The sequence below is a fragment of the Pedobacter sp. Bi126 genome (assembly GCF_918698245.1).
GTDB lineage: Bacteria > Bacteroidota > Bacteroidia > Sphingobacteriales > Sphingobacteriaceae > Pedobacter.
Map to the genome: position 1 here is coordinate 353,201 of NZ_CAKKMS010000005.1, position 18,563 is coordinate 371,763.

Below are 18,563 nucleotides of genomic sequence, written 5' to 3' on the forward strand. Positions count from 1 at the left end.
GTTTTCCATGGCACACTGCGCTGCCAAAAACCGACTGCCGCTTTTTAAGATGTGCTTAAGTTGTTATGTAGTCATCGATAAGTTGGACTTACTAATGATTTGTAGTGTTTGCCTATTTTTGTCGAGTTATCTAGTGATTCAATCATTATCGTAGATGTCATATTCGCTACTAGAAAGTACCTCGAACTTTTTGTAAAATTCGCCCCGATGGTAAAACATGTAGGTAACCGGGCTGGTCTTTAAACCTGTTCCCGCTATATGCCAGTCTGATTCACATATTATCTCCATCAATTGGTCTTCCGTAAAATTGTATATATCTTCATTTTGCACGTAAATCAGTATACAGTTGTTTTTTCCTGCAGTCACCAGCCACCCGCGCTGACTGAAATATTCGGCCAGGAGTAACGCTCTTGCCTTAACATAATCGCTTGACTCATTTATTCCCATGTAAACAAAATAAATAAAAAACCTGAAACTTAAAAATCTTGCTTCAGCCAGGGTAAGGTGAAGGGGGAGCAGCTGAGATCTGAATCATTATACTTTATAGTTGGAGGGTGGGCTAAGCCTGATTATTTGAAAAGCATGCCTGGCATTTACGCTTAAAGCATATCCCGCGTTTATAAAGCAAAAAGGGATAATCAAATTAATGATTACCCCAATCTAAATTAACGCTCTCAACTGAAAGTTGATGTAAGGCTCTCACCCCTTACAAAACAATTATACGCAAAAAAGGCTTAAACGGTTTTAATGCCAGAGAAAATTTTTTCGTATCGAGCCCTTTGCAAGTCACACCTGATTTAATCAAATAGGCATTCTTTAAAGTTTATAGGTAAAGCTTATCTTCCTTTTTGTATATTGATACGCATTATTTTTGTCCTGCATAGACAGCTCGTCGATATAGCGGTTTGCCAGAACTTTGTAGTTATCAAATAACGCTTTCCTGGATAACATTTGGACCTTGCTGAACATCCAGGATTCATCGTTTGTAAAACGGTAGCATAATTCGCTATAAATCTGTGCCCTGAGCTGCTTTGCCCTAAAATCCTGCATGCCTGTTTTGATTGCTTTTTCGATCTGCGTTTTTGCTTTGGTCAGGTTTTCTAAGGTACCTTTAGTGTGTTGATAGGGTTCTGCCGACATCTGGTTATGCGTATAATATATCAGCGCGTGGTAGAAAAGACTGGTGGTATCGTCAGGGTTCCTGATGAGGTTTTTGTCCAGGCTATCTGCCACCTTTGCGTATTTCCCCTTTGGCGGTACATTCAACAGGTTATCTTCAACGGTAACAAGTAGGCCGTTCACAGCCTTTGTCTGCGGAAGCTGTCCCCAAGATGACAGGAAACTAAATAAGCCAACTATAAAGATAATTTTTGTGGTTAGTATTTTCATAAGATGATAGATTTTGATACAGTTATATAAGGCTGAAAATATTTTGTTTGCTAATAGGCCATCAATCGATCCTCACTTTGATTTCAATTTCAAAGTATTGCTCCCTAATCCCGTAAAGCATTTTTGCGTCGCTTCCATATGCGATCTCCAGCCTCTGGCGTATGTTTTCCAATCCCTTTTGCATGCTGGTTGCCCTGCTTTTTCTATTCGGTAGGTTTCGTGATTGTATGTTAAGGAATTCGTCGCAGTAGCTAATTGCTAGCTTGGCGGGATGTTGGGGATCCAGAAAGATTCCGTGTTTAAATATGTTCTCGGCAAGCGTTACCAATACAAGCGGAATGAACTTTATATTTTCTATGGCATCTCCGATTTCAAAAGTAAGACTGAGTTTCTCCTCAAACCGTGTACTGTGAAGCATGATCAGGCTTTTTACTTGGGTTATCTCTTCTTTCAGGGGGATAGTAGACTCTGTGAATTCACAGTCTATACTATAACGCATGATATCGGATAAGGTCATTACTGCGTCAGCTGCTTTAGGGGAGCTTGCTAATATGTCCTGGTAGATAAAGCTAAGTGTATTGAAGAGTAGGTGGGGGTTGATCTGTGCCTTTAGGTAGGAATTTCTAGACTGCTCAAGTTTTGCCTCCATTTCCCTTTTGGAAAGCTCGATCTGGAAACTGGCTTTTTCTGCCTCCTCCCTGGTCTTCACCTCTTTGAGGTGAACGAGAAATAGATAGTAAAATCCTGCATTTCCCATAAACAGCGCTGCCCGATATAGCACACCAAGAACATATTTATGCCCCATATCGAGTTCTTGAACAGTCTTCCAGGATTGGTGCTTCAGAATCCTGGTATCTACAATGTAATTTATAAGTAGATAACATAGAAAGGTAAAGCCGCCAAGGAGTGGAAGTTTCCATACCCAGTAAAATGCATTTCTGAATATTATGGGATAGGCCCAGTGTGCGCAAAAATAAAAGAGCAGGATATTCAAGATATAATGGATAATGTAGCTTTCAGTATTACCGAACCGACCAGTGGAAAAGCCGACGATAAATATCTCACACAGGATAAAACCTGCCCATCCGATCAGGTGGATCTTTTGCTTTTTTATAAAATTTAGAATAATGTTCATCACGGCTATAATCGTATTGGTCACCCCTGAATTATCCCCGGTGTAATAACTTTTTTTTAGCGTTTTTCTGCCTTTAGTTTCAGGAAATAAACTATGAAACACCAGCAGAAAAGGCTGAAGAAAAAAACAGTTTTTATCTTCCGCACGGCAGGAGACCGAAATCTCCAGAGCACTGATCCAACTGTGACCAGTCTCACCATTACAGTTACCGGGACACATATCAATGTAGACCGTTAAATTTTAAGATCTGTTATATCCGGCCGGTTAACAAAGTCTTTTCTTCTAAAAACTTTAAAAGACCACTTTTATAAGTGCCTCCCATCTGTACCTGATATCCTTGTCCCAGATTTATCGTATTGCCCACAATCTTCTGGATTTTATCTGCATTGATTACGTGTGAACGGTGTACCCTGTAAAAAAGATCTTTGCAGAAAATTTTTTCAACTTCCTTTAATGTTAGATACACGAGCTCCTTTTTATCGGCAGTAACCATACTGACATAGTTTTTTGCACTTTCAAAGTACAGGATCTCTTGCTTGTCGATCCTGGAAAGCTTTCCCTTTTCACCAGTCTTAAAGAATTTGATGTTTTTGCCCTCTCCGTCGGTTTTGGAAAGTTCGTTATCTATTATACTCATGACCGTTTGGGTAAATTTGGCGAGGTTAAGTGGTTTGAGTAGATAATGGTTGGCCCTGACTTCAAAGGCTTCAAGCGATCTGTTATAAGCACTTGTAAAGATAATGGACCTGGCTTTTGGCCTGAGTTCCTTCGCAAGTTCTATGCCCGATAGATGTGGCATTTCAATGTCGAGGAAGATAATGTCAATGTCGTCTTCAGCGGTGATTCCCGAAAGCGCTTCGAGCGGATTGTTGAAGGTTTTGAACAGTTCAAGATTGGGCATTGAACTGATGTAGGTTTTGAGTAGCGAAATTGCGTGTTTCTCATCGTCGATGATCACGCATCTTACCTTATTTTTCATAGGCTGCGGATGATTTGATGTGTACTTGATTTATTTCATTTTCTTATTTATTGTTAAAGGTGAATAATAAGGATACTAATATTATTTAAATAATCGGTAAAATCTATTTCGGATATGTCCGTTCGATTTCACCTAGTATGGGCTTTTCTGGGAAAAAGTCTTTGATTGAACATTCAAATATTTCTGCGATCTTGTTTAAATGGTTTAAATTATATTTATCTGGAGTTTTGGTGCTTTCAACATTCCCGACAAATTTTCCATTTAAGCCCATTAAAATAGACAATTGCTTTTGACCAATATTTTTTAAAAGCCTGATTTCCCTCACTTTATCAATTACAAACTGCTCAATTTCAGATGCTTTACCCATTAAAACTAAGTAATGAATAATGAAAAAATAGTTTGCCCTACTATAGTAGGGTTTTTGGATTTTTTCGTTATATTTGGGGTATATTAAATAGGTATTAATAAGAGTCTTGCGGTCGCAATTTCTGACGCCGTGACGTAGGACAGCAGATTAATGCCCATATCTATGTGTAGAAATAATATATTTGTATTTCGAAATAGATGTGGGAACTGCTGTAATTCCGTGTCACGTAAGGCGTCAGAAACTTTATTGCACCACGGTTTGTAGTTCTCACATTTATTGAGCACATTCCATCAAGACTCGTATAACCAATACGAGTATGAAAAAAAGTAATCCATTTTTCCGAGTGATTGACCAATACTTTAGGTGTGGATTATCTTTCTATTGTCCAGGTATCCTTATTTTTTTATCGTCCCAAATTTCTTCCCTATGTTCATGCCCATTCGACAGGATGTATGCACTGAAACCCAAAAATCCCGAATGAGATTACGTATGCCTACAGATGGCAACGCTTAAATTTCATTATGGATTGGGTATTGGTTCTTAAACCATCTGTAGGTATTTCTATTTGATCTAAAATTACTTTTAGATCTGGTTTCCTATTAATCAACTAACTGAACAATTATGAAAAAATCGATAATTTTTATCGCAATGGCCGCGCTTTGCCTTTTTTTTAAAGCGTATGGGTTAAGTCTTCCTAACCAAGATATAAAGCCATTGGCAATAGGGGACAAGGTTCCTGAAATTGTATTTGCAAAAATCCTCAATGGTGCTAAACAGCCAATTTCGCTTTCTTCTCTAAAAGGAAAAGCGGTAATCCTTGACTTCTGGGCAACATGGTGCAGCTCATGTATTTCTGCATTTCCCAAGATGTATGGTTACCAAAAAGAGTATGCGAAGAATCTTCAAGTAATACTTGTTGGTGATGCCGAAACGGATTCAGAAGAAGATCTGACATCTTTCCTTGCTAAAAGGGTTGGATCGAAGGACGAAATCGTGCTTCCAGTGGCCTCCCACGACAAGCTGACCACCGCATTATTTCCACACCGGGCTTTTCCACATTATGTATGGATCGGGGCAGACCGTAGGGTAAAGGCAATAACTTCCTCTTCAATGGTCAGCAAGCAAAATCTAGAAAATTTTATTGCTGGTCGTGATATATACGTTAAAACCAAGGAGTATTAGAGATGGAGAAAATGATAAAGAAGGTGAAAAATACCCTTATTATTCTAACATGGATTGCTTTAGTTATCCTGATCAATTTTGAAACTAGTACCGCACAGGTTAAGTTATTAAAACCTAAGATTTTCCGTGGCAAAATCATTTTAGCAGATGCTGAAATTAAGGATGTCTACGTTCGGTCCAAACATTCCGGTTCTTCTATTATCTTACCAGATGGTAGTTTTGAACTCGCCATTAAATTTCTGCCAGAGACCCTAAAATTTGAGGGGATAAACGTTTACGAAACGGTAAGGGTTTTGATAAGGGAAAAGGATCTGTTAGACGAAATGGTGATAAAAATGGTAGCCAAACAAAGGGATTTGGGGGAGGTTGTTGTAAGTACAGGATATCAGCGTGTTAGGCCAAATGAAACAAACGGGGATATCTCTTTGATAGACAATAAATCGTTAAATAATAGAACTGGTACAAACATATTAGACAGGTTATTGGGGCAGACTTCTGGTCTGAACGTTAATATTGGAAAGACCAATGCCAATCCCCAAAATAAAACGGGTATTTCTGTGCGAGGTCTAGGAACAATAAATGGCCCATTGGATCCGCTTATCGTGTTGGATGGTTTTATATACGAGGGTGATATTAACAATATCAATCCTTTTGATATTGAAAACATTTCGATATTGAAAGATGCTTCCGCCGCTTCAATTTGGGGTGCCCGTGCAGGCAATGGAGTTATCGTGCTGACATCCAAAAAAGCTAGGCTAAATCAGGTTCTTGACATTTCATTTAATGCCAATGCGACGATAAATACTTTACCGGATCTTACGCAATATCCTCAGATGTCTGTCTCGGAGACAATAGAGGCAGAACGGTTTCTTTTCGATAAAGGGTATTTTAACAATAGAATCTCAACGAATTACATTGCGTTAACTCCTGCCGTGGAACTTTTCCTGTCCAAAAGAAACGGTAAAATAACTGATGCCCAGCTTGAAGCCGCGCTGGATGAATTTAGGAAAACTGATATTAACAAAGAATGGCTTGATGAATTTTACACAAATGCACTTATTCAGCAGTATTCACTTAACATCAGAAGCGGCACAGTAAACCATGCATTTAGTCTCAGCGGGGGATACGACAGAGGATACGATCAGAATTATTCAGCTTCAACCCGTTCTAATCTGCGTTTTACCGATCAGCTGAAATTTAACCCCAGATTAACACTGAATACTTCGCTAACTTTGACCTTCGCCGATTCCAGGTCAGGTCGTCCTTCATTTGGTTCGATCCGGGAAGGACAGAGGTTACCTTATCGTCATCTACGTGATGCATCTGGAAATCCGATTGTACTTGCAACGGAATACAGAGCCGCCTATACTGATACTGCAGGAATGGGTAAACTGCTGGACTGGAAGTATTATCCAACTGAAGAATACAAACATGACGTAACCACTACTTCAAGAGAAGAGATTTTGGGAAGTGTTATGCTGTCCTATAGAATTCTGCCTTTTTTGAATGTGGAAGCAAGTTATCAAGGGCAGCGTCAGATTGCGAAGACGGAGAACCTGACCGACGAAGAAAGTTATATTACCAGGGGGCTGATCAATTCATTCTCGCAGTTGAACTCCACAACAGGGCTAATAAAGTACAATTTACCAAGAGGAGGGATTTTCCGTTCAGATAACACATATACAAGTTCATCCACCGGCAGATTGCAGTTTAATATGGACAAGAACATTGGAGTGTCTTCAATTAATGTGCTTGCAGGAATGGAGGTTCGGGGCGTTAAGACCGATGGGGATGGTAATGTGTTTTATGGATATCAAGAGGATCCATTGGGTTATCAGAGTGCGGATGTCCTGGGCATTTATAACCATTTTATTACTGGTGATATTCAGCAGATCGCTCCAGGTGCAAAGATCACAAGCTTGATGAACAGATTTGTCAGTGTTTATGCCAATGGTGCTTATACATACGCCGGGAAATACCGGCTTTCAGCTAGCGTCCGACGCGATGGATCAAATGTATTCGGAGCTTCTACAAACGAACGGTGGAAACCTCTTTGGTCAGTTGGAGGCGGCTGGTCCGTTTCGAAGGAAGGATTTTATGATGTTAGTTGGCTACCTGAACTTAGGCTATCACTAACCTATGGCAAAAGTGGTAATGTCGATCTCTCAAAAACAGCTACCGCTACCGCCGTTTATGCATCCAATACACAATCAACCTTACCATTTGTCAGGGTCCGCCAGATCAATAATCCCGATCTACGGTGGGAACAGCTTGCTCAGCTTAACTTAAAACTAGACTTTGCATCAAGGAATAACCGTTTGAGGGGTAGTATATCTTATTACAGGAAAAAGGGTACCGACCTCTATGGATCTTTTTTATACGACTATACCACATGGGGCAGTTCAGCTGAGCTAACCAGAAATGTCGCCGATATGGAGGGTAGGGGTATTGATTTGGAATTGATGAGCAAAAATATCACAGCTCAGAGCTTTCAATGGAATACCAGTTTGTTTTTCAGTTTGAATAAGAGTAAGACAGTAAAATACTATACCACTAACAATACCCTGACGGCGCTGTTTGGCGGAGGTAGTCAGATCACACCTTTGGTTGGATACCCTTTGTACAGTATTTCAGCATATAAATGGGGCGGACTTGACGCAAAAGGGAATCCGCAAGGTTATGTCAATGGCTTATTAAGTACCAACTATACAGCCATTGCCAATGAAGCGAGGCTGAGCGGAAATAATGTTCGTTTTTTCGGTGCAGCTTCACCTGTATATTTCGGCTCGGTAATGAATACTTTCGCTTACCGTAATCTAAGTTTGTCGTTTAACTTGAATTTTAAACTTGGATACTATGCAACAAAAAGAAGTATCAGCTATAATGCACTGGCCAGTATAGGAACTGCACATCCGGATTATTCGAAAAGATGGCAGAAGCCCGGCGATGAGGCCAACACTGATGTACCTGCATTCCTGTATCCCATAGTTGTATCAAGGGATGCTTTTTACAGCAATTCAGAGGTTAATGTTTTTCGTGCCGACAATATTAGATTGGACTATATCAACCTCAACTATAACCTGAATGCACAACATTGGAAATTTCCATTTAGATCCTTAGATATTTATCTGAACGGTTCCAATCTGGGCATTTTATGGAAGGCGAGTAAAGCAGTGGCTGATCCAGATTATCAAAACCAGATCGGCCAGACAAAAGCCATCACGTTAGGAGTCCGGGGTAATTTTTAAAACATAATAATAAGTTTATGGTAACGAAATATTTTATTGGGACGGTTTGCTGTACCCTTATAATGATAAGTCTCGCTGGATGTGAGAAATTCCTGTCAGTTAAATCTGACGCAAAACTTTTGATTCCCAAGACTATCCCAGATCTTCAGGGAATGCTGGACGATGTTACGCTGATGAACATTGCGAGAACACCATCTTATGGAGAAGCCTCCTCCGATGACGTTTATTATCCACCAAGCCAGATCGATGGAGGATCTGAAATTGCAAGGAACGTTTACAGTTGGAAAAAATTTGACTATCAGTATCCAAATGAATGGGCAACAGCCTATCTACCGATATATAACTCTAATTTCTGTTTGGAAGGCATTTCGGCAATAGAACGTTTAGGTACCAATGCCGCTGGATGGGATAACGTAAAAGGATCTGCGCTGTTTTTTAGAAGTTTTTATTTCTTTCTCCTGACCACACAGTTTGGTCTGGGGTATGGCAATGGGACTTCCGATCAGGATCTTGGGATAGTGCTTAGGCTCTCTTCAGATTTCAATGTCCCTTCGAAAAGATCAACTGTCAAAGAGTGCCTGCTACAGGCACTCTCGGATGCGAAAGGTGCGGCAGAACTTTTGCCGAATGACCCGTTGGTGAAATTTCGTCCTTCGAAGGCTGCTGCATACGCGCAACTTGCCAGAATTTATCTTTACATGCACGATTATACAAATGCATTGTATTACGCAGATCAGTGTTTGCGCATTAAAGCTACTTTAATGGATTACAACGGTGATTCTGATGTGGTCGGGCTGGATCTTGCGATTCCGTTTAAGCGCTTCAACAAAGAGACGATCTTTCATGCTGAAATGTTTGCTGGTTTTTCTGTACATATTCCAGTGAATGCTAAGATTGACCCATTACTTTATTCAAGCTATGAGCCTGACGATCTTCGTAAACGGGCGTTTTTTAGGGCGAACACAGGCTTTCAGCAGTTTAAAGGAAGTTATGCGGGCACTGCTAACTTATTTTCAGGAATTGCTGTAGACGAGATATATCTGATACGTGCTGAGTGCAGAGCAAGGCTTGGGGATATGGATGGTGGAATGGATGACCTGAACGCCCTACTTATCAAGAGATGGAAAAATACAGTGATTTATATTCCACGTACTGCACAGGGCCAGAATGATGCAATTAGCCAAATACTTATGGAAAGAAGAAAAGAGCTTTTAATGAGGGGATTGAGGTGGTCAGATATTAAGAGATATAATAAGGAAGGGGCAGGCATCAGGTTACGGCGCGTTTTGACCGGGATTACCTTTTACTTAGAACCAAATGCTCCATTTTATGCGCTACCATTGCCGAATGATATTATCGAGATTGCTGAACTAAAACAAAATTAGATTAATAGTTAGTTTAATGATCAAAGTACAGGGCCGGATGGCCCTGACTTTGTTAAAAAAGCTATTGTGCTTTATTGGTAATTGACATATCCTCATCAGCTGAACCTGTGACAAAATAGCTTTCCTCGTCATCACCCGTGTAAAGACTACTTGTCAGATTTGCGGTGCCCTGTAATTGGCCAGATAAAATATAGCTACTGTCAATTATCAATCTACATGGAGCCTGTGGTGAGGAATCACAGGTTTGCGAGTTTGTAGATGTGGTCCAGTTGGATTCGTTTTGTACTTCTGCCTGAGAGAAGTCAGGGCCATGATAGTAAACAGTTGTAGGAACGCGTTTAAATGCTTTTAATGGCGAGCCTTTAAAAGCTGACTGCGTTAATACTAAGGTTAATCCTAAAATAAAGGCGAAAGCGCCGAAGCTGATTTTTTTTATTGTTTTCATGTTTAGGGATGCTTTTTACATTGAAAAAGCAAGCGAAAAAGTTTGGTTAATGGTGCTCTGCACCGAAGGTTAATTAAGTCTAGTGGTTTAAGCTGCTTAAACCATTTCATATTCTTTTAAATGATTTTGAGGGCCTCCTTTCTTTGTTGGTGAATTTCGTATAGTACCCAGCTGTTTAGACTGAGAAAAATAACATTGAAGAGCAGATGGGTGTTCCAGGTTAGGAAACTCAGCACCCCGCCACAGCTACAGGGAGCTTTGTTGAATACTCCCAAAAGGATAAGCCCGATATAAATTGTAAATAACAGCAATAATGATACGGAAAGCCAAAGTCCTTTATATCGTGTAGTTTTTTTGGCAAGGAGATAGGCAGCCAATAACTCGGTTACCGGTAGGGCTATTATTAAAATGTTTTCAATACCCCAAGGCATATGCTGCATGTGTAGCTGGTACTTGAATGTATTAAACTCAAGTAATTTTGAGCAGGCAGTATAAACCCAAAGAATAATAAGCGCACTCACTCCAAAGATTAAAAACCGTTCTTTCATGTTTTTTAGATTTCCTTCACAAAATTCACTACATACTTTCTCTTTTGATGTTCTGCTTGGAGAAGAAAATTCCTAAAAGTTGTAATACTGGGTTCCTAATGAGGAAAATTTACCCTCTTCCTCCGCTTAAGTATTTGCCTTTAAGTGTACTTAGTGTATGCGCATGCATTCCAGTCGAGTCGGCAATGTCGATAGAGGATGCCAATTGAAAGACATTTGGATGGATTTCAAGTAAGGCAGCAAAACGGTCTTCTGCCTTAAGATTTTTAATGTCAAATGCCAGGTGGAATAGCTTATTACAGTTCTCCAGGCTGATTTTTTCGATTATTTTATGAAACTCTGGGAACAACTTATAAAGATTGTAAATATGGCCAGAGGGTATTCCCATCAAGGTTGCCCCGCCAATCACCGAGGTTCGTAGGTCAAAGTCTTCAAGATTGGTTTCTAAGAATTGCGGTAGCATCAGCCCTTCAAAATGTAAGAGCAAGATGGATTTACCTGGTTCAATTTTACTCTCAAGTTTTGTCTTTAAAGTCCCTTTATGGATAAATGTAATGGGAAAATCGCTCCAGAGAGCCTTTCCTATCACCTGAGCATCAGAGAGAATAATCTCCCTCAAAATAACTTTTAAATATGCTTTCAGGGGGCTTGTCATTTGATGATAACTATCAAGTTTTGTGTAAAGTGGTTCGTAGTCCATTGTTTTTAAATCCAAATAAAAAGGATTTTGGTACTTGGTCAAGTGGTATTTTCTACCACCCCATACCACCCCCTGCTAAAATGCGCTATAAATTGAGAATTGTTGGTTTTCCAATAATCGTTATGAAGGTGAGCGACAAATCCTATAAACTATCGGTTAAGAGAGGATTGGCAAAGATTACTGGTGTATATGGAATTAATATTGACTTTGAGCTTTGGCAAGCATTTGAGCTAGTTTATCGCTTACAATGCCGATATCTACAGAATTTGGAACGTAATAGCCATTACTAAAGCTTTTCTCCGAAATTTTTTCAGTCTCTATAGTACTCACATGTGAAATAATATATTCGTGTACTCTTTTTGCTTTACGTTCAGTAATGATCCCAACCTCTACAACGAGATAGATCAGATAAGCAAGCTGCTTTACAGAAAGCGAAACTTTATAGGTAGAGTCAAGAATTCCTGAATTCAAGAGTTCGGAGTTCAAAAAATCCAGTTGTTTCATAAAGTCCAGTTCAGCGTCTATTGCCGTTATCAGGGAATCATTTATAGCTGGCAGAAAAGAATTATAGGGAATGATACTTTCAACTGGTATTTGCGAGATCATTTTTTTTTGAAAGATGAGATCCCGGAAGTGTTCAGAAATGGTGGACGATTCCCTGAGTTTTCCAATTATATTTTGCATATAATATTCAAAGAACCTGGGATGATTAAATTTCCAGGAGATCAGCATTTTTAAAAGTTTTTCTTTAGAAATTTCCCCTTTTACATTAGTCTGCAGGTAATTGAATAAATGATCACTAAAATCTAAATGTAAAAATCTTGGACAGCCATCGAGCCGCAAGTACAACGCATCTACCAATATCTCGGTTAGTTCCTGATCTATATCAGATCTTTTTAACAGATTAAGGTGATGTTCTATGGTGTTCTTAATATCTTTATTATGATTTGAGATGATCTTATTCGTTAAAAAAGATTTTTGATCAAACTGATCATGAAAATAGGTGAAAATGTGCCAGATGATTGTGTCCAGTCCGTCTAAAATTGTTATAAGTGGCTTTTCTCTTTCATCCGTCAGATCCTCCTTGAAAGAAATTATATCTTCGATTTCTTTTGAGATCCTTATTATTGACCCGAGTTGAAGATTGATAAATTCGCTAAAAGTCGAGATGTCAGTTGGTTGGTGGCTATCGATTCTCCGGATTATCCTATGAATTTCTGCTTCAATTTCCATCTGAATTGTTGAGGCATCGTTTTCCATGTTCAGGTTGTTATTTATTAGGTAAATGATCTGTTTAAAATAATCGAGTTGAAAATCCATTGCTTTGAAATTTAGGAAGCATTAAGTTTCTCCTAAATTTAGGTTTGGTATTATTTTCTGGGAAATAAACTACACGAGCAGTTATCCTGAAAGTACCAACATCAATATGGCCGTGATGAATTAACCTTGTAGTTTGTTGATAGCTACTCATTCCGGCTTCTTATCCACCCGAGCGGAGTGGGGGTGGTAAGTTTTACCACCTAACTACAACTTGACACTTTGATCATAGATTAGTCTTTTTGCATCAACTGTTTATTGTATTAAAGTCAGATTTACCACCTGTATTAACAGAAACCGATATGGAAAAATTAAATGCGATCCTTGACGTCCTGCTGAAAATTTATGAAATTATGCAGCTTATATCCACCAAGACATACGGAAACCTTAAACTTCCAGAGGATGAGATGCTGACCCGGCTTGAAGTGATGGAGTATCTAGGGATAAGTGACAGTACCTATAAAAGAAAAGTGCGGAAAGGCATCCTGAAACCTAGCAAGCTTCCTGGGGGAGACCGGTTTTACAAAAGTGAACTAAAAGAGGAATTTTTAGAAAGTAAAAGGCGGGGAAGAATTTAATCTACCATGTTTTGTATGTAGGATGAAAATTGTGCCTGCAAATAATTATAGATATATCCTATTGTTTGAAAGAACCCTGCCGATCATTTAGAGTATAAGGGATCAACTCAGTTTATTGATCTTCCAAAAGTTTTTCAAGTGCACCTCTCAATTCGGGTTCTTTATCGAATTCTTTTTTTACGAAATCCATTAGACCTGAAGAATAATCAAGATAATATTCTTCAAATTCCTGTAGGGATTTGAAGCGGTCAGTGCATTCACTAACAAGTGAGAAAAGGTTCGAATAAAATGGTTCTTTCATTGATACGATTATTTTTGAGATCAGATCGGTCGCCTGAATAAAATAAAGGGTTTGACTATAATTCAAAGTTGCAATTCCATTGTGAAGCTGATCATTTAACTCTTCCTGCTTGTCCAGATTTTCATATGTGGTTACCACTACCGGACCATGTTCTTTTCCGGAAATAATACTAGTATTTTGTAAAATCTTTAATGTTATATAACCATATTCCCAATCATCCCTTCCGCTTTCAAAATGTAATTTAATTGTGCCCATAACTGATTATAGATGAAATTATTTTTCTCCTTTTTTTAATATGCATTAAGTCAAGTTTTTATAAGTGGATTGTTTATTATGCAATATAATAATTTCCAAAATTAAATGGTATGCTTCGGGTACCCTGCTAAGGGAAAGATTTTATATCCCAATACTTTAAGGGTGGCTATTAAAATCTTGTCGTTTCTTCCAATAAAAACTTAAATAAAGTTGTAATTGCTATGAACAGCCTTCATCGGGTTAAAAATTAATCTACAGGTCACTTTTAGGTCATCTATCGGCCAATTCAGGCCATTTCAGGCCAAAAATTTCATCACTATAAATTACTGGATACGTTTGGTCTATGAAACGGGGTAGCCTGTTTTTAGACTAACTGAATAACTAGATAAAGAATACTTGATATATGTAACCCTCATCGAAGATGTGGTTCCATATATCAAGCAGGAGATTTTCTTTCAAGCAAATCTTTTCTGCTAATAGGAAATAAATAGGTGCAAAGCACCTGTTCTTTGAAATTGTGGGATGAAGCATTATTCCGTGGGGAACGGAAAATTCTTGTGAAGTTGAGATCATATCAATAATACGAAAGCGCAGAGGCAGGCGACGGCCAGGTCCGTATGGACTTACGTGAGTAATCCCGGCATACCATATTGAAGACTTGTTTTTTGTTTTTAGTTTAGGTAGGAGGGGCCATTCGGCCCCTTTTTTTATGTCCTGATTTTGAGAAAATTAAAGAAAGCCAACTATTTATATATGTAGGAGTTTGTAAATAAACCCTTAGTTTTTTTATACCCGCAAGATGTCTTTTTGTCGGACAATAATCCGGGGGATTATGCCCACAAAAAGAATCTTGCCCCAATGCGGAGCATTTGGGGGATGAGAAAACTCGCAACTCGTTTTCTCCTTTAGAAGTTATTAGAATGGAAGGAAAGAATAAACAGATCGGACGGCCTCACATGAAAACTGGTAAAAGAACTAGAAAGATCACTGTGCGGTTTTCGGAAGAAGAATTTTGTTCTATCTTATCTCTTGAAAGACTTCTTGGACTTAAAAGGACGGATATCATCAGAAAACGGGTGCTAGAGGTTAACCTTCAGTTAGTTTTTGATGGGCGTTCGGTTTTGGCGAGCATTGATCAGATAGGACTTGAACTTTCCAGAACCGGAAATAATATCAATCAGCTGGCCAGGTATGCTAATATACTGAACAAGCAGCATGTGCTCTCGCCGGTAATCTTTAGCCGGTATAGTAAAGAACTTGATAAACATTCCCTGCTATTACAAAAGCTCAATCTGGAAATAAAGAAAATGATAAGGATGATGGGTAGCTAATCTTCTATGGTTAATGTAGTTGTGTGTATAACCCGTTATGCTGTTTTATTGTTCTACTGTTACTCTGTTATGTGGTTGCGGAACTTCAGCGTTAGCTTTCTAACCTGTTTGTAGTTTAACTGGTTATGTGGTTTTAGATGTAGCCCGAGAGCTGGCTATATTGCTAACCGGTTGCAGAAAGAACGGTTTAGCTGCGATGCCAGTTATCTTGTTCCTTTGTTTTAAAGTGATCTGGTGAGCAGGTTGCATAGTCGCTTAGTTATATGATCGTAAAGATACTCGGCTCCTCTGCAACTTTTGCAGGGGTAAGATATAACCATGAGAAGATGCGATCCGGCAAGGGTGAACTTTTAAAGGTCCGGAATTTCGGTAGCCTAATGGGGCTGGACAGGATCGGTCCACAGGATTATATTAATTACCTGAAAGCGGTTTCAAACGTAAATAAGAGGGTAAGTAAACCTCAGTTCCATGCGGTGATCTCTGCTAAGGGTAAATATGTTTCAAAGGATGAGCTCTTAAATATTGCTGAAAAATGGATGGCAGAAATGGGCTACGGTGAAAATCCATATCTGGTGATCTTTCATAACGATACAGAAAATAACCATGTACATATCGTATCGACCAGGATCGATAAGAACGGTAGGAAGATTTCTTCAGCCTTTGAAAAGCTCCGCTCGATAAGGGCATTATCTACAGTTATCAAACATGAAAAGGCTGATCTGACAAGGCTGGATAAGTTGCTCGGATACAATTTTGCTAGTGTCGCACAAGTACGGACGCTACTGGAAGGCTCGGGCTTTGAGGTCCGTTTTGAAAAAGAAAAGATCGAAATATCCCATTCAGGGAAATTGATTTCAACCTTAAAAACGTCTGATATTGAATCTTTATGCCAGGATCAGGACAGGGATAAAAAAAGGTGCCGACAGCTGAAAGCCATCTTTTCAAAAGTCCTGACCGAGAGGTTATCAAAGAATGATTTTTTTTCTCCAAAAAACGATCTAAGTGCAGAACTGCAGGATTTTTCCATAATGGTCAAAAAGAAGACCGGTGCTGAACTGATTTTTCACAGCAAGGACAATAAAATCCCATATGGGTATACCATCATAGACCATTCCTGTAAAACGGTAATGAAAGGTTCTGAAGTGATGCACCTTCGGGATATTAATTCGTTCCTGAATCTAGAGGATCAAAAAGATCTGACGCCTAAGGGCTACAGGATTTCTCTTGCAGACCCTGCCGTTGAGGTAAATTATATTCTTTCCGGATTGGATGGTGCAGGTTTCTACGAAGAGCCGATCAGGACATTTGATCTCCAGGAAGATATTGATGATGAGGCCATTCATGGACGCAACCGTCAGCGAAAGGGCAAGGCCCGTACAAATACCCGTTAAATTTTAAACCTTTTTATTATGCTTATTATTATTGGAAACCAAAAGGGAGGGGCGGGGAAAAGTACGCTCACCCTTTTATTGGCCAACTTCTTAACGCTGGTCAAAAAACGGAAGGTGACCGTTATCGATATGGATTATCAACAGTCACTTGCCCAGAAATACGAAAAGGCCAAACTGGCTGAAACCCCGGAGCATTATGAGATCATTGCTGCAGGATTGGAGCATTTTCCTTCCATGTATACCATTCTCAGCCAGAGCAGAGAACACATCGTGATCATTGACCTGCCTGGAAAACTGGATGATGACGGACTTATCCCGGTATTCAGTTCAGCAGATCTGGTCCTCTGCCCGTTTTCTTATGACGAGTTCAGTTTCGATTCAACCGTTCTTTTTTCAGTCGTGCTAAAAAAAATCAACCCATCAGGGCATCTGGTCTTTATCCCGAACCGCGTCAAAGGAAATGTCAGGTATGATACCGCTACAGAAGTAGAACAACAGCTTTCCAGATTCGGGAAAATTACGGCTCCGATATCCGACCGAGTGGATTTCCAGCGGACCGATACCGCCCAGACCCCCTTATCCCTTTTTCCGGTAATTGTTCCCGTTTTTGATCAGATCTACGCCGATCATATAGAAGCTACGGCAGTTAAAACTTAAATGCAATTTATGAAAGCAGGAATCAAAACGTTGGCCGACGAACTCAGAAAAAGCATCAGGCCACCTGATATTAAACCTACAAATAAAGACCCCATTGAGCGTGATAAAAGTGCAAGCAAGGATGGGAAAGGGATCAAAAAAGAGCTGGACATTATCATCCTGATCAGAGAGTTTGACTGTTCCGGCAACAACCATATGCTGCATCCCAGACTGAACAATAGAACAGTACAGCTGCTCAATAGGCTAAAGCTCGCCTCGGGGCTGGATATGAACCGGGTAATTGCTTTTGCTCTGCACCAGCTTTTTGAGCAGCATCCCGAAATTAAAAAGTTTATTAAGACATCATTAGAAAATTTTGAACTATGAGCTGGATACAATTCCTGTCCTGGATGCTATGCATCTACGCATTTTATTATTCAGGGCTTATCGCTTTCGATCTTTCAAGGATCAGAAAGCAGGCCTATACGGCAAACGAAAATGAGACCACAGTAGTTATTGATCTTCCCGAGCCTGAAAAGGTTTCGCTCAAAGAAATCGAAGATGAAGAGATTGATTACTTTCTCGATGATGGGGAACTGGAGGAGCCCCCGATCGTATTTTCTGGAGGGGTTTCCATCAAAGAACTGTTTGCCATGGCCCGTGCAGAAACCATAGAGTATACTTCTTCGGTATCGTTCTAGCAATGAAAGTTAGATGTTTGATGTTCATGGTCATCTGTGTGTTGACCTGGACTGTGGCTGGTGCCCAGCCCGGAATTGCGGAGATGCAACAGGCCAGGAGTTTTATCAGGGAATCATTTTTTTCCATGAGGGACCTGTCACTTGTATTGGCTGCACTCATTTCGATCATTGGCGCAGTCCATGTGTACCATAAGATGCAGATGGGGAAAGATGTTAGTGCCGATATCCCTGCATGGTTCTTTTCAGCACTGTTCATCATCGTCATCCATATTGTGCTGGTGCACGTCTTCGGGCTCTGAGCCAAAGTTTCCTGACCGCTGTAAGCGGTTTTTTTATTTCATAACCATTCAATTAATCCCAATCAAATGAAAAAAATCAAAAATTTAAGATTCATTATTTTTTTATACCTGTGCACGATCAATGGATACGTTATCGCACAGAGTGGTGTAAACGGTCTGAACACCGCTACCAGTACACTTAAAACTTATGTAGATCCGGCTACCAATATTGCATTGGTGATCGGTGGACTGGTCGGCATCGTTGGTGGTATCCGGGTGTATTCCAAATGGAACAGCGGAGATCAGGATATCAACAAGGAGCTGATGGGCTGGGGAGGTTCCTGTCTCTTTCTGGTACTCTCGTCCCTTATCGTTAAAGCTTTCTTTGGACTATAGC

22 protein-coding genes are annotated in these 18,563 nt (G+C 39.7%); 12 read left to right on the top strand and 10 right to left on the bottom strand.

Going from position 1 to position 18,563, the window contains the following annotated elements:
- Nucleotides 1-138: 138 nt before the first annotated feature.
- From LQ201_RS20055 to LQ201_RS20065, 3 genes are all read right to left on the bottom strand, one after another.
- Entirely contained in the window at nt 139-447 is a 309-nt protein-coding gene (locus LQ201_RS20055) for a hypothetical protein (RefSeq protein WP_230145079.1), read from the bottom strand.
- Nucleotides 448-816: 369 nt separating this feature from the next.
- Nucleotides 817-1,389: a hypothetical protein gene (locus LQ201_RS20060; RefSeq protein WP_230145080.1), complete on the bottom strand. Its 573-nt coding sequence runs from the start codon at nt 1,387-1,389 to the stop codon at nt 817-819.
- Nucleotides 1,390-1,450: 61 nt separating this feature from the next.
- A complete protein-coding gene (locus LQ201_RS20065) occupies nt 1,451-2,524 on the bottom strand; it encodes a sensor histidine kinase (RefSeq protein WP_230145081.1) in 1,074 nt (357 codons plus the stop codon).
- 93 nt (nt 2,525-2,617) lie between these two features.
- Between LQ201_RS20065 and LQ201_RS20070 the strand changes: the two genes are divergently transcribed.
- Complete coding sequence (locus LQ201_RS20070) at nt 2,618-2,761, top strand: hypothetical protein (protein ID WP_230145082.1); 144 nt, start codon at nt 2,618-2,620, stop codon at nt 2,759-2,761.
- Nucleotides 2,762-2,774: 13 nt separating this feature from the next.
- Here the strand turns inward: LQ201_RS20070 and LQ201_RS20075 are convergent, their stop codons facing one another.
- Together LQ201_RS20075 and LQ201_RS20080 are read right to left on the bottom strand one after the other, a co-directional pair.
- A complete protein-coding gene (locus tag LQ201_RS20075; RefSeq protein WP_230145083.1) occupies nt 2,775-3,503 on the bottom strand; it encodes a LytTR family DNA-binding domain-containing protein in 729 nt (242 codons plus the stop codon).
- A 103-nt stretch (nt 3,504-3,606) separates the two neighbouring features.
- Entirely contained in the window at nt 3,607-3,870 is a 264-nt protein-coding gene (locus tag LQ201_RS20080; protein ID WP_230145084.1) for a helix-turn-helix domain-containing protein, read from the bottom strand.
- A 621-nt stretch (nt 3,871-4,491) separates the two neighbouring features.
- On the opposite strand from LQ201_RS20080, the gene LQ201_RS20085 reads away from it, so the two are divergent.
- Genes LQ201_RS20085 through LQ201_RS20095 form a run of 3 tightly spaced genes read left to right on the top strand, consistent with a single transcriptional unit; the run spans nt 4,492 to nt 9,685 of the window.
- Nucleotides 4,492-5,052, top strand: coding sequence for a TlpA family protein disulfide reductase (locus LQ201_RS20085; protein WP_230145085.1), 561 nt, complete (start codon nt 4,492-4,494; stop codon nt 5,050-5,052).
- Between the two features lie 2 nt (nt 5,053-5,054).
- A complete protein-coding gene (locus tag LQ201_RS20090) occupies nt 5,055-8,300 on the top strand; it encodes a SusC/RagA family TonB-linked outer membrane protein (RefSeq protein WP_230145086.1) in 3,246 nt (1,081 codons plus the stop codon).
- A gap of 17 nt (nt 8,301-8,317) precedes the next feature.
- A complete protein-coding gene (locus tag LQ201_RS20095; RefSeq protein WP_230145087.1) occupies nt 8,318-9,685 on the top strand; it encodes a RagB/SusD family nutrient uptake outer membrane protein in 1,368 nt (455 codons plus the stop codon).
- Between the two features lie 61 nt (nt 9,686-9,746).
- Here LQ201_RS20095 and LQ201_RS20100 read toward each other — a convergent pair whose 3' ends face one another.
- The 4 genes from LQ201_RS20100 to LQ201_RS20115 all read right to left on the bottom strand — a co-directional run bounded on the left by LQ201_RS20100 (nt 9,747) and on the right by LQ201_RS20115 (nt 12,698).
- Nucleotides 9,747-10,130, bottom strand: coding sequence for a hypothetical protein (locus LQ201_RS20100; protein WP_230145088.1), 384 nt, complete (start codon nt 10,128-10,130; stop codon nt 9,747-9,749).
- Between the two features lie 116 nt (nt 10,131-10,246).
- Entirely contained in the window at nt 10,247-10,678 is a 432-nt protein-coding gene (locus LQ201_RS20105; RefSeq protein ID WP_230145089.1) for a MauE/DoxX family redox-associated membrane protein, read from the bottom strand.
- Nucleotides 10,679-10,787: 109 nt separating this feature from the next.
- Nucleotides 10,788-11,393: a hypothetical protein gene (locus LQ201_RS20110; RefSeq protein ID WP_230146677.1), complete on the bottom strand. Its 606-nt coding sequence runs from the start codon at nt 11,391-11,393 to the stop codon at nt 10,788-10,790.
- Between the two features lie 180 nt (nt 11,394-11,573).
- On the bottom strand, nt 11,574-12,698 hold the full coding sequence (locus tag LQ201_RS20115) for a hypothetical protein (RefSeq protein WP_230146678.1): 1,125 nt from the start codon (nt 12,696-12,698) through the stop codon (nt 11,574-11,576).
- A gap of 299 nt (nt 12,699-12,997) precedes the next feature.
- Between LQ201_RS20115 and LQ201_RS20120 the strand changes: the two genes are divergently transcribed.
- The gene (locus tag LQ201_RS20120; RefSeq protein ID WP_230145092.1) at nt 12,998-13,273 is read left to right on the top strand and encodes an AlpA family transcriptional regulator; all 276 of its coding nucleotides are present in this window, start codon (nt 12,998-13,000) and stop codon (nt 13,271-13,273) included.
- Between the two features lie 112 nt (nt 13,274-13,385).
- On the opposite strand, the gene LQ201_RS20125 is transcribed toward LQ201_RS20120, so the two are convergent.
- Nucleotides 13,386-13,829 (bottom strand): hypothetical protein, encoded by a 444-nt coding sequence (locus LQ201_RS20125; RefSeq protein ID WP_230145093.1) that lies wholly within the window; start codon nt 13,827-13,829, stop codon nt 13,386-13,388.
- Between the two features lie 920 nt (nt 13,830-14,749).
- Here LQ201_RS20125 and mobC point away from each other — a divergent pair.
- The 7 genes from mobC to LQ201_RS20160 all read left to right on the top strand — a co-directional run bounded on the left by mobC (nt 14,750) and on the right by LQ201_RS20160 (nt 18,562).
- A complete protein-coding gene (mobC, locus tag LQ201_RS20130; RefSeq protein ID WP_230145094.1) occupies nt 14,750-15,160 on the top strand; it encodes a plasmid mobilization relaxosome protein MobC in 411 nt (136 codons plus the stop codon).
- A gap of 263 nt (nt 15,161-15,423) precedes the next feature.
- A complete protein-coding gene (locus LQ201_RS20135) occupies nt 15,424-16,551 on the top strand; it encodes a relaxase/mobilization nuclease domain-containing protein (protein WP_230145095.1) in 1,128 nt (375 codons plus the stop codon).
- 18 nt (nt 16,552-16,569) lie between these two features.
- Nucleotides 16,570-17,208 carry a ParA family protein gene (locus LQ201_RS20140; RefSeq protein WP_230145096.1) on the top strand — a complete coding sequence of 213 codons (639 nt, stop codon included), beginning with the start codon at nt 16,570-16,572 and terminating at the stop codon, nt 17,206-17,208.
- Between the two features lie 9 nt (nt 17,209-17,217).
- Nucleotides 17,218-17,574 (top strand): hypothetical protein, encoded by a 357-nt coding sequence (locus tag LQ201_RS20145; RefSeq protein ID WP_230145097.1) that lies wholly within the window; start codon nt 17,218-17,220, stop codon nt 17,572-17,574.
- Complete coding sequence (locus LQ201_RS20150) at nt 17,571-17,888, top strand: hypothetical protein (protein WP_230145098.1); 318 nt, start codon at nt 17,571-17,573, stop codon at nt 17,886-17,888. The genes LQ201_RS20145 and LQ201_RS20150 overlap by 4 nt, the downstream gene beginning before the upstream one ends.
- Nucleotides 17,889-17,890: 2 nt before the next feature.
- A complete protein-coding gene (locus tag LQ201_RS20155; RefSeq protein WP_230145099.1) occupies nt 17,891-18,187 on the top strand; it encodes a DUF4134 family protein in 297 nt (98 codons plus the stop codon).
- Nucleotides 18,188-18,253: 66 nt separating this feature from the next.
- Nucleotides 18,254-18,562: a DUF4134 domain-containing protein gene (locus LQ201_RS20160; protein ID WP_230145100.1), complete on the top strand. Its 309-nt coding sequence runs from the start codon at nt 18,254-18,256 to the stop codon at nt 18,560-18,562.
- Nucleotide 18,563: the final 1 nt, after the last annotated feature.

Excerpts from the sequence above, each read along its gene's own strand:
- LQ201_RS20055 (WP_230145079.1), bottom strand. The coding sequence starts at position 447 with ATGGGAATAAATGAGTCAAGCGATTATGTTAAGGCAAGAGCGTTACTC.
- LQ201_RS20060 (WP_230145080.1), bottom strand. The coding sequence starts at position 1,389 with ATGAAAATACTAACCACAAAAATTATCTTTATAGTTGGCTTATTTAGT.
- LQ201_RS20065 (WP_230145081.1), bottom strand. The coding sequence starts at position 2,524 with ATGAACATTATTCTAAATTTTATAAAAAAGCAAAAGATCCACCTGATC.
- LQ201_RS20070 (WP_230145082.1), top strand. The coding sequence starts at position 2,618 with ATGAAACACCAGCAGAAAAGGCTGAAGAAAAAAACAGTTTTTATCTTC.
- LQ201_RS20075 (WP_230145083.1), bottom strand. The coding sequence starts at position 3,503 with ATGAAAAATAAGGTAAGATGCGTGATCATCGACGATGAGAAACACGCA.
- LQ201_RS20080 (WP_230145084.1), bottom strand. The coding sequence starts at position 3,870 with ATGGGTAAAGCATCTGAAATTGAGCAGTTTGTAATTGATAAAGTGAGG.
- LQ201_RS20085 (WP_230145085.1), top strand. The coding sequence starts at position 4,492 with ATGAAAAAATCGATAATTTTTATCGCAATGGCCGCGCTTTGCCTTTTT.
- LQ201_RS20090 (WP_230145086.1), top strand. The coding sequence starts at position 5,055 with ATGGAGAAAATGATAAAGAAGGTGAAAAATACCCTTATTATTCTAACA.
- LQ201_RS20095 (WP_230145087.1), top strand. The coding sequence starts at position 8,318 with ATGGTAACGAAATATTTTATTGGGACGGTTTGCTGTACCCTTATAATG.
- LQ201_RS20100 (WP_230145088.1), bottom strand. The coding sequence starts at position 10,130 with ATGAAAACAATAAAAAAAATCAGCTTCGGCGCTTTCGCCTTTATTTTA.
- LQ201_RS20105 (WP_230145089.1), bottom strand. The coding sequence starts at position 10,678 with ATGAAAGAACGGTTTTTAATCTTTGGAGTGAGTGCGCTTATTATTCTT.
- LQ201_RS20115 (WP_230146678.1), bottom strand. The coding sequence starts at position 12,698 with ATGGATTTTCAACTCGATTATTTTAAACAGATCATTTACCTAATAAAT.
- LQ201_RS20120 (WP_230145092.1), top strand. The coding sequence starts at position 12,998 with ATGGAAAAATTAAATGCGATCCTTGACGTCCTGCTGAAAATTTATGAA.
- LQ201_RS20125 (WP_230145093.1), bottom strand. The coding sequence starts at position 13,829 with ATGGGCACAATTAAATTACATTTTGAAAGCGGAAGGGATGATTGGGAA.
- mobC (WP_230145094.1), top strand. The coding sequence starts at position 14,750 with ATGGAAGGAAAGAATAAACAGATCGGACGGCCTCACATGAAAACTGGT.
- LQ201_RS20135 (WP_230145095.1), top strand. The coding sequence starts at position 15,424 with ATGATCGTAAAGATACTCGGCTCCTCTGCAACTTTTGCAGGGGTAAGA.
- LQ201_RS20140 (WP_230145096.1), top strand. The coding sequence starts at position 16,570 with ATGCTTATTATTATTGGAAACCAAAAGGGAGGGGCGGGGAAAAGTACG.
- LQ201_RS20145 (WP_230145097.1), top strand. The coding sequence starts at position 17,218 with ATGAAAGCAGGAATCAAAACGTTGGCCGACGAACTCAGAAAAAGCATC.
- LQ201_RS20150 (WP_230145098.1), top strand. The coding sequence starts at position 17,571 with ATGAGCTGGATACAATTCCTGTCCTGGATGCTATGCATCTACGCATTT.
- LQ201_RS20155 (WP_230145099.1), top strand. The coding sequence starts at position 17,891 with ATGAAAGTTAGATGTTTGATGTTCATGGTCATCTGTGTGTTGACCTGG.
- LQ201_RS20160 (WP_230145100.1), top strand. The coding sequence starts at position 18,254 with ATGAAAAAAATCAAAAATTTAAGATTCATTATTTTTTTATACCTGTGC.